We start from the raw sequence: 13,521 nt of genomic DNA on the forward strand, positions 1-13,521 counted from the left end.
GTTAAATTATGCAAATATACATTTATATTTTGTCTATTTATCAAGAGCCTCGTAGATTGAATTATTGCTTCGGAATTCCGGCACTATAGTTTTAAGAATCCTTACTACTTCCACTTTATCTCTTCTAAGAGAAGCTTTTGTAATTTCTTTAGTAAGCGTATCTATTTCTGCAAATCCTATAGAAGGATCTTTGGAGATCATGATTTTATCATTATGAGTAGGAAGTGTTTTTGCGTCATCACTCAAGAGTTCTTCATATAACTTCTCGCCAGGTCTCAATCCTGTATAAATGATCTTAATATCAATATTAGGTTCGAATCCTGATAATTTTATCATTCTTTTGGCAAGATCAATAATTTTAACAGGTTCTCCCATATCAAAAACAAAAATTTCACCTCCTTCACCCATTGTTCCTGCCTGAAGAACCAGTTCACAAGCTTCAGGAATAGTCATGAAATATCTTACAATTTCCGGATGGGTAATGGTTACCGGACCTCCAGCTTCAATTTGCTTTTTAAAATGAGGGATTACAGAACCGTTAGATCCTAATACATTTCCAAATCTTGTTGTAATAAACTTGGTAACGTTACCTTCTACATTCTGAAGAGACTGTACAAAAAGCTCAGCAGCACGCTTTGAAGCACCCATTACGTTCGTTGGATTTACAGCTTTATCTGTAGATACCATTACGAAACGGTTTACTTTATACTTGCTGGATAGTTTTGCAACAATCTTAGAACCTAATATATTAACAAAGATAGCTTCGTGAGGATTTTCTTCTACCAAAGGTACATGCTTATAAGCAGCTGCATGATATACCATTGAGAAATTGTACGTTTGGAACAGAGATTCCATTCTGTGATGATTGGAAACATCTCCTAAAACAAATTTGAAAGGAATATGAGGAAATTTATCTCTCATTTCAAGTTCAATTTCATAAAGCGGTGTTTCTGCCTGATCTAAAACTACAATCAATGAAGGGTTGAAAAGAGCAACCTGTCTTACAATTTCACTTCCTATGGATCCTGCTCCACCGGTTACTAATACTGTTTTATCAAAATGTCTGCTTTTAACTTTTTCGTTCTGAATTTTGATAGGTTTTCTATTTAACAAATCTTCAATTTGAAGATTTCTGATAGATCCACCCAGATCGCTGTCTCTCAGTTTTTGTACTGATGGTGCTTTAAAGACATTAAGATCTTTCTCTAAAAATAAATTCACCCATGAATTCATCTCATCTCTGGCCATCATTTCTTTAACAATAAGAACGCCATCAATAATAAGATCTTCTTTGGTATTTTCTTCTATTTTTTGTTTTTCATAAATGGGCTTTCCTAACAGAGATGCTCTTTTAGAATCTGTTCTTTGTGTCAGGAAACCTACTACCTGATAAGGTAAACTCGGGTTATCAAGAATAGCACGTGCAATGGCAATAGATTGTTCATCAATTCCCAATACTAAAATTCTTTTTTTCAGTGCGCTTCTTCTGTATTCCCTTACAATATGGAAAAATTCCTTCACATAGAGTCTGAAAAGAAATAATCCCATAAATGAAATTACAAAATAAAGCATCAGATAAGGAGTAAGGATGAATTTACTTCCTGTAATCCAGAAATAGCAGATATTTACAGTTCCGATAGCCAGCATTGTGCAAAAGCAGGAGATCAGGAGTTTAAATAAATCTATAAATGTAGAATGGCGGATGATCCCGGCATAGGTCTTGAAGACATACATAAAAGCAGCATTTACCAGAATAATAAAAGCGAAAATTAGGCTTTTATCATCATGATATATGAATTCCTGCTTTGTAATTTTTGCGATAATGTAAGTAGAAAGAAATAAAGATATTACCAGAATAATAATGTCTATAACAAGAATTATCCATCTAGGAAGATATCTTACGTCTGAGAGATTGACAACATTATCCCCTCCAAATATTGTTTTTCTAAGAGAATTGTACATTGTCTATATTGGTGTTCATATTTAATTAAGGTATAATATCTAATTATCCAATCAAAGATAGTTTTGATACAATCATGCAAAAATAAAATAAATTTATTTCAATATGCTGAAATCAAAAATAAATTTGATGTTACATTTATAAAATCTAACAATTTCATTGCGGTACAGCTAAACCCACAGACAAAAATCATACCATAGAAACTGTTTATCAAGGCGACATTTATCTATCTAAATTTTTTATTTCAGCTGTTTTTTCTTTAAAAAAAATATTAAATCTTTATATATCAATCTTTTTCAATGAACTGATTGTTTTTTTTCCTAAAAGTCATACGTCAAGTTTTTTTTATTTATTAATATTTAGTCAAAAATATCAATTATTTTCTCATACTCAAAACCTTTACTCATCAAATATTTTATAGTTTTGGTTTTTTTTTGATATTCTTTCAAGCCAGTTTGTTTGGTGTAATAATCATCAAAAATTTTTCTGATGGTTTTTTCATAATCTGAGTCATCTATCTCATCAAAACAAGAGCTTATTAGCCTCTCTGAAATCTGTTTTTGTTTCAGATTGATCTTAATTTTGGTCTTCCCCCAATGTTTGATGTAGAATTTCCCTCGGATATAGCTCCTGGTAAACCTTTCTTCGTTCAGAAAATTTTCTTTCAGCAGAAATAAAATAATTTCTTCTTTTGCTTCATCAATAAGCAGAAACTCTCTCATCTTCTGTTCCACTTCCGCATGGCAACGGTCCTGGTAAACACAATAATTAACAAGCTTCTGTTTAATTTCGTCGAAAGTATAAGATTTCTTTTCCATTGTAATAAAAAAAGAATGAGCAGTTTGCCCATTCTTTATATGATATTGGAATGTCTGTTAGTAATTGAACAGAGCTTTACCTTCCATTAATTCGTTAACTTTCTTTCTTACAGATCCAAGAACTTCTTCATTCTTGATATTATCTACTACTTCAGAAATTAATCCCGCAATAGTATCCATATCATTTTCCTTAAGTCCTCTGGTTGTAATAGCAGCAGTTCCTAATCTGATACCAGATGTTGTAAATGGTGATTTATCATCAAAAGGAACCATGTTTTTATTACAAGTAATATCAGCAAGTACTAATGCTTTTTCAGTTTCTTTACCGTTTACTCCTTTATTTCTAAGGTCTACTAACATCAGGTGATTATCTGTACCACCGCTTACGATATCAAAACCTCTGTCGATCATTGCTTTTGATAACGCCTGAGCATTAGATTTAACCTGTTTTGCATAGGTTTCGAACTGTACGTCCAATGCTTCACCGAAAGCTACCGCTTTACCAGCAATTACATGCTCAAGAGGTCCTCCCTGAATACCTGGGAATACAGCTCCGTCAAGTACCTGGCTCATCATTTTGATTTCTCCTTTTGGAGTTTTGTGACCGTAAGTATTTTCAAAGTCTTTCCCCATCATGATCATACCTCCTCTTGGTCCTCTAAGAGTTTTGTGAGTAGTGGTAGTTACTACATGACAGTGCTCGAATGGAGAGTTTAATAATCCTTTTGCCACTAAACCAGCCGGGTGAGCGATATCTGCCCAAAGTGTAGCTCCAACTTCGTCTGCTACTTCTCTGAATTTAGCATAATCTAAATCTCTTGAGTATGCTGAGAAACCAGCGATAAGCATTTTTGGTTTTTCTCTCAATGCAACTTCTCTCATTTGGTCATAGTCGATAAGACCTGTTTCCTGCTGAACTCCGTAAGAAACTACGTTATATTGAATCCCAGAGAAATTCACTGCAGAACCGTGAGTAAGGTGTCCTCCCATTGAAAGATCCATCCCCATGATTTTGTCACCTGGTTTCAAAACTGCAAGATAAATGGCAGCATTCGCCTGAGAACCGGAATGCGGCTGAACATTCACGTAGTCTACTCCGAAAAGTTCTTTAGCTCTGTTGATTGCTAAAGTTTCAACCTCATCTACTACTTCACATCCTCCGTAATATCTTTTTCCGGGATATCCTTCAGCATATTTATTTGTCAGTACACTTCCCATTGCTTTCATCACGTTTTCAGAAACAAAGTTTTCTGATGCAATAAGTTCTAAACCATGGGTTTGTCTTTGTCTTTCCTTTTCAATCAGGTCGAAAATAATATCCATTTTACTTTTAGTTTTTGAAATTTTCACCCCAAATGTACGGAATTTTCGTCGAGATTTCTCTATTGAAAAAATGATTTTTAAACACTAAAAAATGAAAAGATGTATCCATAAATCTTACATTATGGTTCTTTTAAATGCATCAAAAAGCTTTTAAAATTCCTCATCAGAAAGTTCTTTATTCACCACAGCACCGGCAAAATTTCCTTGTGCAACTGCATTGGCTACAGAACGCATCATGGTCACATTATCTCCACAGGCAAAAACTCCGGGAACAGTTGTTTTCTGCATCATATCTACTTTAATAAATCCCTGTTCTGTCAGTTCACATCCCAAATCATCGGATACATTGATATTCTGTTCAAAAGGAATTTTAGCATACAAAGCCTGTAAAGGAATTTCTTTTCCGTTTTTGAAAACTATTTTTTGAATAGAGCCATTTTCGTGTTTTATGTCTTTAATTTCATCTTCGTTAAGAATAATGTTATTCTGACTAAGTTTTCCGATTTGTTCTTCCGTAAGTACAGCTTTTCCATTGGTAAACAAAGTAAGGTTTTTAGTCAGATTATAAATCAGTTTTGAAAATTCGTAGGCCATATCACCATTAGAAAGAACACCTGTTATTTTGTTTTTTACTTCATAGCCATGACAATAGGGGCAATGGATAACAGAAATTCCCCAGCATTCTGCAAATCCCGGAATATCCGGCATGATATCCTTTACTCCCGAAGCAAGGATCAGCTTCTTAGTATGAAATTCTTTTCCGGATGAAGTTTCAATCACAAAACCTTCGGCTGTTTTTGCTGTTTTTATGACTGTTCCGTTATAAAACCTTACAGTGTCATACTTTTCTACATCTTCTTTTGCCAGCTTTGCAATTTCCGCAGGAGTTTTCCCGTCATGAGTAACAAAGTTATGGGAATGCGGAGTCTGTCTGTTGCAGGGTTTTCCGTTATCAATGATGAGAACGTTTCTTAAAGATCTTCCTAAAGACATTCCTGCTGATAATCCTGAATAGCTTCCTCCTATTATGATAACATCAAAGTTTTTGTTTTCCATAGCTCAATTGATAGTTGATAGTTGATAGTTGATAGTTGATAGTTGATAGTTGATAGTTGATAGTTGATAGTTGATAGTTGATAGTGCAAAGATAGCCTAAAATTTATTAATGCAATAAAGTTGCAATAATATTTATCTATTAACCTTTTCTTGTATACAAATCATCATTTCCAACTTTATTGAAAACTATTTCCATTCATTTTTAACTTCGATAATTTCGTCCTGAATTCTTTTGTTGACATCTATTTTTGCTCCCTGTAAACTGAAAATTGCGGTTCCTCTTTCTCTTGCGTATGGGTTGGTAATAGAATCTTCCAATTTTGCAACTTCAAAAAAAGAGCCGGATTCTCCAAGTTCTTTCCCAGCTTCAGAGGCATCTTTAACTCTGATCACGTTTTTATATTTTTTGCTTAAGTCTATCCAATTGATATAATCTGCATGAAATGACATAGCTGTCACTCCAGCTTTTGAATAATAATTAATCGCTCCGGTCTGTCCATAATTATCACACAACACCATCGTATTTCCGGTTTTTGATAATCTGGAATATTCTTTATCTACTTTTTGAGCAAGTTCTTTCCACCCCTGCATATCGGCAAAATCCTGTGGCAGCGGATGATCTTTTCCATCTTCCCAGCGAAGCAATCCGAGTTTTTTATATTGATCCTGATGGGATTCAATATATTGAGGACTTTTATTTGGAAAGGCTACATTATATAGAGGAAGGAATAAAAGTATTGGAATAAGTATACTGACCGGTTTTAAAAACCTTTTCCATCCTTTTTCAAATACATATCCAAGAAAAACAGCCCCAAAAGCAATATAAACCGGATAAAGTCCTATTGCATAATAATCCTTCGCTTTAAAAAACAAAAAAAGAGTGATCGTGATTATATAACTCCAAAAGAAAAACCTGAATTTTTCAAAAGGTTTATACAACAGTAAAGCTCCCCAGCCTGCAATAATCACAAAAATAACTCCAACAAAAAATAAAATCTGTGATTTCATAAAACCCAATCGGTCTACATGCACCAATTGTTTTTCAGAAAGTTCTTTCATATGATGAATAACCGGAAACTGGTTCTGATACTGCCAGAGAAGATTGGGGAAAATAATAATTAAAGCTAAAAGAGCAGCCCAATACACATGAGACTGCATAAAAATCTTCCTTTGCTCTGTCAGCAATAATGCAGGAATAAGCCCTAACAATGAAAAAGCAATATTGTATTTATTTAATATTCCTATTCCGACAATGACTGCACCTATATACAACCATTTTACTTTTTGGGAATTGAAATATTTAATCAGACTGTAGTAAATAAATAACCAAAGGAAGATCTCCAGAGATGTGGGCTGGAATAACATATTTACCCGAAGAAGTACAGAAAATAATAGCCCTAAAGAAGCCAATACTTTAGCAAACAGGTTTCCATTGAGTTCTTCAACAACCTTCCATGTCATTACAATTGTCAAAGCTCCGAACAGCGCTGGAAAGAATTTAACCCAAAAGACAGAGTTTCCCAACATTTTAATGATCCATGCCAACCAGGAATTAACGGGAGGAACGGAAAGATACCCCCAGGCCAGATGATTAGCCTGATCAAGATGAAGGTATTCATCTCTGTGAAGTTCATACTCAGGGCTTATCAGTGAGTATTGGAGTGCAAACTTTGCAATGATAAAAAGAAACAGAATCCAATAGTCTTTTTTCATGGAGGTATAGTTTGGAATTTAAAATTAAGACATTTTAAATTTACTTTTTGTTACAATCTTGCTATTAATTAATAAAAAAGAATCCCGGAGAAAAAAATTCCTCCGGGATTCACAGTTTAAAAGTGTATAGTGTAGTTTATTATTTTTTATTTGCTTTTTCTTTAAGCTCTTCTTTGTCTTTATCAGAAGGGTTCCAAACTTTCACTTCAGTATCTTTTGTGATATTTGATCCAGGAAGAATCTGAACGTTGATCCCGTCACTTGCTCCCAGTTTCACATATACTTTTTTGAATTTCCCATCTTTTTGTTTTGCCTCTACGAAAGGTACGTCTTTTCCTTGTTTCTTTTCATACTGAACCAAAGATTCATCCAATAATAATGCATTTTTCTGAGAACTCAATACAATTTCACCATTCGCAGAAAAACCTGCTCTAATATACTCATTATTAGGATTAGATACGTTTCCTTCTACCGGAAATTTAATAGTTCCTGCATTATCTTTACCTTTTGGAGCAATCATCGTCAGTTTTCCAGGGAATGTTTTATTTTGAAGAGCACCGATCACGATGTTCATATCCATACCTTCAGTTAGCTTTCCGGCTTGTGCTTCATCAATTTCACCTTTAAAGATCAAAACATTTAAATCAGCCACTGAGCAGATTGTAGTTCCGGCGTTAAAGTTATTGGCTTCAATCACCTGGCTTCCTGCTTTTACAGGAACTTCAAGTACGGTACCTGAGGCTTTGGAACGAATTTCTGTAGTCGCCAGACCTTGTCCTTTAAGTTCAGGGGTTGCTCCTGTTTTAGCGATCTGTAATCTTTTTTGAGCCGTATTTAATTGTTGTTGAGCATTTTTTAAAGTCTGCTGCTGAGAGTACAACTGCTGCTGAGAGTTCAGATACTCCTGTTTAGAAGCTACTCCTTGCTTGTATAGCTTATCCTGCATTTCAAACTGCTTTTGCATATTTCCTACATTCATCTGAGCATTACTGATCTGGATCTGCGCATTCTGAACTTCCTGCTGAGCAGCGTTTACTTCGGAGATACTTGGAACAATTTTTACAGTAGCAATCAGCTGTCCTACTTCTACTTTATCTCCTTCTTTTACTAAAATCTTATCGATAATCCCTGCAATATTGGGTTTGATTTCAATTTCTTCTTTTGGAACAATTTTCCCTGTAGCCATTACTTTATCATCCATATTCTGGATAGTAGGTTTGCGGGTAAGGAAAGCCTCACTTTCTTTGGAGTTTGATTTGATAAAATAGCCAAGCCCTGAGAACAATGCCACTGCAAATAAAAGCCCCAAGACTATATAAATGGCTTTTTTCCAGGTGAATTTCTTTTTCATATGTATAGTTTATTTTTTATTAAATTGAATGATGTGAAAATTAATTATTCTGTTCTTAATGCTTCAATAGGTCTGATCTTTACCGCTCTCTGCGCAGGAATCATCCCGATTATCAATCCTAAAACCACCATTACCGCCATCGCTGCAAATACGTTTCCATAGTTAACGGTCGGGTTATAAAAAGGAAATGAATCCTGACCCTGGGTAGCCGCATTGAGAATCATGAGTACAAAAATTCCAGACATAAAACCTATTAATCCTGAGGAGAGTGTAATCACAACACTTTCCAGCAAAATCTGATTTCTTACTTCAGCAGGCTTTGCTCCCAATGCTCTTCTGATTCCGATTTCTTTGGTTCTCTCTTTTACCGTAATCAAAAGGATATTTGAAATAGCGATTACTCCTGCAAGAATAGTCAGTGTACCAACAATGATGGTCAGCAGCTGCATTCCTGTAAGAAAACCGGTCAGTTTTTTAAACTCTTTTCCAAGATTGAAGCTTCCGAAAGCATTAGTATCTTCAGGAGAAACTTTATTCTTGGTTTTTAAAACCTGTTTCACCTCTTCTTCCACGGAATTAACGTTAGCATTAGGCTTGCTTACAATAGCAAACAGGTCTATCTGGTCTCCTGCATTATACATTTTCGTGTAAGTGGAAAGTGGAATGAAAGCGGTCTGATCATTTTCAAAGCCACCTCCTTTTTTCACACGGAAAACTCCGATGACATTAAAGAAGAGACCTTTAATATTGATTGATTTCCCTATTGGATTTTCTTTTTTCTTGGAATCAAAGAAGTTTTTATAAATTTCTTCTCCAATAACTACTACATTTTTATTCCCCGAAACATCGGCATCATTGATGTAGCGCCCGAAGATCAGTTTCTTTTCTGAAATCTTATTTCCTACAGCGTAATCTCCGGTAAGCGAATAAGTACCATTTTTTCCATTTCTTGACATGGCTTCTCCCGGTGTTCCGGTAAAACTTCCTCTGGCATTTTGGGGTGAAATATAATCTATGGCAGTTACTTTTCTTTTCAACATATCCATATCGGTTAAGTTCAGATGAACTTCTCTTCCTTTAGGAAATCCTTCATATGGAATAGACGTTTTCTGTGCCCACAAGAAGATTGAATTGGTAGCAAAACCGGAAAATAATTTATCAAAACCATTCTCCATTCCTTTTGCGGCTCCAAGAAGGCTTACATACAAAAACATTCCCCATCCTACACCAATCATGGTAAGAAATGTTCGGAGTTTATTATTCCTCAATGAATAATAAATTTCCTGCCAAGTATCTTTTTTAAATATGATATTCACCTTTTTGAATTATGAGTTATAAATTATGAGTTATGAATTCCGTCAAACTGATTGATTTGCCTTTGAGCTTATTTATCTGTTATTCTGTTCTTAATGCTTCAATAGGTTTGATTCTTGAAGCTCTGTATGCAGGCACAAATCCAGCGATCAATCCGGAAAAAATCAGTGCAATAAATGCCATAATAATAGATCCCCATCCTACACTTGGGCTTTTAATGAAGAATTCTTCAAGACTATCTCCAATAAGACTTAATGTCAAAACACCTATTCCTACTCCTACAAGTCCGGATACTACTGTAATCACAACGCTTTCCTGAACAATCAGACCTACGATTCCGCTTGGCTTTGCGCCAATAGCTTTTCGGACTCCGATTTCTTTGGTTCTTTCTTTCACGATGTACACCATGATATTACTGATCCCGATAATTCCCGCCAGCAATGTCCCCAGACCAATGAATCCAACAATAGCGGTAAGAACTGCCATAAACATAAATGTATCATTCATGTTTTTAGCATTATTCCATACACGAACTCCATTTTCATCATCAGGAGAAACATTTTTTCTGGATTTCAATTTATCCTGTAACTCATCACCATATTTTATGGCCTGATCCGGAGTCAGCTTTTCATCATAAGTGATATATGCTATATTTACCGTATCAGAACCTTTTTTCATCTGCTGTAAAGTGGTAATAGGAACTGTAATATGTCTTTCATCTCTGTCTCCTCCATCATCCGAAAAGACTCCGATCACTTTGTACATCGTTCCATTAATATCCAGCTCTTTTCCAATAGGATTTCCATTTTTGATCAAATCCCGCTGAACCATTCTTCCGATTACGGCAACATTTAATTTCCTTGTTAAATCCATAGAGGTCAGATAGCGACCATCAATAATTTTTCTATTTTCAATAACCTGTTCCCCCGGCTCAGCACCATTGATCTGATAAAGACCACTTTCTTTCCCATATTTCACCATTAAACTGGCACTATACCTGGGACTTGAAGGACCCGCTTTTTTCTTATCTGCATTAATCAAAAAATCATAGTCTGAGTTATTCATTGTAACATTTCTATCAGACTGTAATCCCTTATACGCTAAAGTGGCTTTCCCTGTTGAAATAATAATAAGGTTCTTAGCATCTCCGGCAAATCCTTCAGAGAAAGCATTCTGAAGTCCTTTTCCAATTCCAAAAAGTACTATGAAAATAAACAGTCCCAAGGCTACTGTAAACCCTGAAAGTACTGTCCTAAGTACATTACTTCGGATAGAACTGAATATTTCCTGCCAACGATCTAGGTCAAACATAGTTTTTATTTTTTTACTTTGTAAAAAAGTCAATTAGCTGCGCTCTCAATTTTCTTCGAAGTCAATTAACTTTGTTGTCAATTTATTCTTCACAAGACTTTAATTACGAACCTGACTAATTTTCACATTTCTAATCTTTTTTCAACATTTTACTCAATAAAATAAATGCTGTTTTTATTAAATTCCCAATTTTTGATAATTCCTCTATTTTAATATAATTACACTCTATAACAATATCAAAACAAGAGTCCAACTCAATAACCGAACCTCTGGCAATTTCAAAATACCTTTTCCTTTCCAGTTCAGATTTTCTTGAACATCCTTCGGTAATATTTAATACCACTGAAGTAGAAGCTCTTCTTATCTGGTCGATTATGTTAAACTTTTCATGATCAGGAATCTTAGATAAAATTTTATAACATTCTATTCTTAATTCTCTGGCTGACTGATAAACATCAAGTTTATAATGGTTCAGATTTAAAAACATTTTTATTTTTTTTCATATTCATTTGTGTGTGTTATTAATTATTTTTCCTCTTCATTATCAATTCACTTGCGAAGCAAAATTGACCGTTCACGATTCACTTATAATACAATCTGCTTAATAAACTCATCACTTTCAATAATTCCGTCCTTCAGTACTACATTTCTTTTAGTCTGTGCAGCTACATCGGGTTCGTGGGTTACAACGATGATTGTTTTCCCTTCATTATTAATATCCTGAAGGAGCTTCATAATATCATGAGTAGTTTTGGAATCCAATGCTCCTGTAGGCTCATCCGCCAGTACTACTTTTGGGTCTGTAATCAAAGCTCTTGCAATAGCAACTCTTTGTTTCTGACCTCCGGAAAGTTCACTCGGAAGATGGTTCGCCCATTGTGCCAATCCTACCTTCTCCAGATATTCCATCGCTTTCTGATTTCGCTCTTTTCTCGGTACATTCTGGTAGTACAGAGGAAGTGCTACATTTTCTAAAGCTGTTTTATAATTGATAAGATTAAAAGACTGGAAAATAAATCCTAGAAACCTACTTCTGTATTCCGCAGCTTTTACTTCAGATAAATGCTCGATAGGAACTCCATCCAATTCATAGGTTCCCGAATCTTTTTCATCCAGAATCCCAATAATATTAAGAAGTGTGGATTTTCCGGAACCGGAACTTCCCATAATAGAAACAAACTCCCCCTCAGAAATATTCAGATTAATTCCTTTGAGAACATGAAGTTTGCTTTTCCCTGTATCGTATGACTTATTTAAATCCTGAATTACTAACATTAAGTGATGTATGTTTTATACCCAATAAGTAGATGATATTTTCAAATTGTTACAAGAATAAAAATTTATTCAAATATTTTTTTGTTTAACATTACAATCCTTTATTTATAGCACTTTACAAAATATCGTTTAACTGTAACTCAGTATTTGTATCTATTTATCCCCAAGATTGCGGTCTAGCCTATTATTCGAGCCAGTTTCATGTAAATGTGGAAAACTTTTCAGGCTAAAAGTCAGCCTATTAGTATTTACCTCTTTCAAAATCAGTTCTTTTTTTCGAACTTTGCTATTAGTTCTTTACAAGAAATATGGTTTTGTGAAAGTGAATAACTTTATTTTACAACACACAGACAAACAAAAAGTTAAGTATTTCCGGAACGTTATCCACAGAGATCTAAATTATTTAATTATATAAATTTAATATGGGAATTTTTGATAAAAGAGTAAGTTATAAGCCATTTGAATACCCGGAGGTTCTTCAATTTGTAGAGGCAATCAACAAATCGTTCTGGGTACATTCGGAAGTGGACTTTACTGCAGATGTTCAGGATTTTCATTCGCAGTTGGAACCACATGAAAAACATGCTGTGAAAAATGCGCTGTTAGCCATTGCACAGATCGAGGTGTCTGTAAAGACATTCTGGGGGAATTTATACAACCACCTACCAAAGCCGGAATTCAATGGATTAGGATCTACTTTTGCAGAATGCGAGTTTCGTCATTCTGAAGCATATTCCCGTTTATTAGAGGTATTAGGATATAATGACGAATTCCTTAACGTGATCGAAATTCCTGCTGTAAAAGGAAGAATCGAGTTCCTTGGAAATGCTTTAAAGCACGCTAATTCTGCTACACCTAAAGAGTATGTTTCTGCTTTACTATTATTCAGTATTTTAGTAGAAAATGTTTCTCTTTTCTCGCAGTTTGCCATCATCCTTTCTTTCACAAGATTCAAAGGTTTCATGAAAAATGTTTCCAATATCATCGCATGGACTTCCGTAGATGAGCAGATTCACGCTAATGCAGGAATCTACCTGATCAACAAAATCCGTGAGGAACAACCTGACTTATTAACAGACAGCGATATCGAAGACATTTACACTTTAGTAGATGAGTCTATCGCAAGAGAAGGAGACATCCTTAGCTGGATCTTTGAACTGGGAGAAATTGACAACGTTTCTAAAGAAGATCTTCTCAACTTCATGAAATACCGTGTAGATGACAGCTTGAAGAAAATCAACATGAAAACAAGATACAACATTACTCCTGAGCAATACAGACCAATGGTATGGTTCGAGGAAGAAGTTTTCGCCAATTCATTAGATGATTTCTTTGCAAAAAGACCTGTAGACTATACGAAGCACGACAAGAGTATTACAGCAAACGATTTGTTTTAATAC

Annotated in this window: 11 protein-coding genes; 1 reads left to right on the forward strand and 10 read right to left on the reverse strand. The window is 34.8% G+C overall.

Annotated features, from left to right (window positions below):
- Positions 1-33 precede the first annotated feature (33 nt).
- The 10 genes from NK356_RS11115 to NK356_RS11160 form a co-directional block, all read right to left on the reverse strand.
- A complete protein-coding gene (locus NK356_RS11115; RefSeq protein WP_034699080.1) occupies positions 34-1,962 on the reverse strand; it encodes a nucleoside-diphosphate sugar epimerase/dehydratase in 1,929 nt (642 codons plus the stop codon).
- Between the two features lie 357 nt (positions 1,963-2,319).
- Positions 2,320-2,778, reverse strand: a complete 459-nt coding sequence (locus NK356_RS11120) for a regulatory protein RecX (RefSeq protein WP_051934591.1) — start codon at positions 2,776-2,778, stop codon at positions 2,320-2,322.
- Positions 2,779-2,835: 57 nt separating this feature from the next.
- On the reverse strand, positions 2,836-4,101 hold the full coding sequence (glyA, locus tag NK356_RS11125; protein WP_034699074.1) for a serine hydroxymethyltransferase: 1,266 nt from the start codon (positions 4,099-4,101) through the stop codon (positions 2,836-2,838).
- A 150-nt stretch (positions 4,102-4,251) separates the two neighbouring features.
- A complete protein-coding gene (locus NK356_RS11130; protein WP_034699071.1) occupies positions 4,252-5,157 on the reverse strand; it encodes an NAD(P)/FAD-dependent oxidoreductase in 906 nt (301 codons plus the stop codon).
- A gap of 186 nt (positions 5,158-5,343) precedes the next feature.
- Positions 5,344-6,870, reverse strand: coding sequence for a glycosyltransferase family 39 protein (locus NK356_RS11135; protein ID WP_253316990.1), 1,527 nt, complete (start codon positions 6,868-6,870; stop codon positions 5,344-5,346).
- A 139-nt stretch (positions 6,871-7,009) separates the two neighbouring features.
- Positions 7,010-8,221 (reverse strand): efflux RND transporter periplasmic adaptor subunit, encoded by a 1,212-nt coding sequence (locus NK356_RS11140; protein WP_034699066.1) that lies wholly within the window; start codon positions 8,219-8,221, stop codon positions 7,010-7,012.
- Positions 8,222-8,265: 44 nt separating this feature from the next.
- Positions 8,266-9,537 carry an ABC transporter permease gene (locus tag NK356_RS11145; RefSeq protein WP_034699063.1) on the reverse strand — a complete coding sequence of 424 codons (1,272 nt, stop codon included), beginning with the start codon at positions 9,535-9,537 and terminating at the stop codon, positions 8,266-8,268.
- Positions 9,538-9,616: 79 nt separating this feature from the next.
- Positions 9,617-10,846 carry an ABC transporter permease gene (locus NK356_RS11150; protein ID WP_034699060.1) on the reverse strand — a complete coding sequence of 410 codons (1,230 nt, stop codon included), beginning with the start codon at positions 10,844-10,846 and terminating at the stop codon, positions 9,617-9,619.
- 130 nt (positions 10,847-10,976) lie between these two features.
- Complete coding sequence (locus NK356_RS11155) at positions 10,977-11,333, reverse strand: four helix bundle protein (RefSeq protein WP_034699058.1); 357 nt, start codon at positions 11,331-11,333, stop codon at positions 10,977-10,979.
- A gap of 98 nt (positions 11,334-11,431) precedes the next feature.
- Positions 11,432-12,121 carry an ABC transporter ATP-binding protein gene (locus NK356_RS11160; protein ID WP_034699055.1) on the reverse strand — a complete coding sequence of 230 codons (690 nt, stop codon included), beginning with the start codon at positions 12,119-12,121 and terminating at the stop codon, positions 11,432-11,434.
- A 422-nt stretch (positions 12,122-12,543) separates the two neighbouring features.
- Here NK356_RS11160 and NK356_RS11165 point away from each other — a divergent pair, with 422 nt between their 5' ends.
- Positions 12,544-13,518, forward strand: a complete 975-nt coding sequence (locus NK356_RS11165) for a ribonucleotide-diphosphate reductase subunit beta (RefSeq protein ID WP_041461620.1) — start codon at positions 12,544-12,546, stop codon at positions 13,516-13,518.
- Positions 13,519-13,521 lie beyond the last annotated feature (3 nt).

This window comes from Chryseobacterium sp. S0630 (assembly GCF_024158915.1).
In the GTDB taxonomy this organism is placed as follows: domain Bacteria; phylum Bacteroidota; class Bacteroidia; order Flavobacteriales; family Weeksellaceae; genus Chryseobacterium.

Coding starts and splice junctions, on each gene's coding strand:
- NK356_RS11150 (WP_034699060.1), bottom strand. CDS start 10,846: ATGTTTGACCTAGATCGTTGGCAGGAAATATTCAGTTCTATCCGAAGT.
- NK356_RS11135 (WP_253316990.1), bottom strand. CDS start 6,870: ATGAAAAAAGACTATTGGATTCTGTTTCTTTTTATCATTGCAAAGTTT.
- NK356_RS11140 (WP_034699066.1), bottom strand. CDS start 8,221: ATGAAAAAGAAATTCACCTGGAAAAAAGCCATTTATATAGTCTTGGGG.
- NK356_RS11115 (WP_034699080.1), bottom strand. CDS start 1,962: ATGTACAATTCTCTTAGAAAAACAATATTTGGAGGGGATAATGTTGTC.
- NK356_RS11165 (WP_041461620.1), top strand. CDS start 12,544: ATGGGAATTTTTGATAAAAGAGTAAGTTATAAGCCATTTGAATACCCG.
- NK356_RS11120 (WP_051934591.1), bottom strand. CDS start 2,778: ATGGAAAAGAAATCTTATACTTTCGACGAAATTAAACAGAAGCTTGTT.
- NK356_RS11160 (WP_034699055.1), bottom strand. CDS start 12,121: ATGTTAGTAATTCAGGATTTAAATAAGTCATACGATACAGGGAAAAGC.
- NK356_RS11155 (WP_034699058.1), bottom strand. CDS start 11,333: ATGTTTTTAAATCTGAACCATTATAAACTTGATGTTTATCAGTCAGCC.
- glyA (WP_034699074.1), bottom strand. CDS start 4,101: ATGGATATTATTTTCGACCTGATTGAAAAGGAAAGACAAAGACAAACC.
- NK356_RS11130 (WP_034699071.1), bottom strand. CDS start 5,157: ATGGAAAACAAAAACTTTGATGTTATCATAATAGGAGGAAGCTATTCA.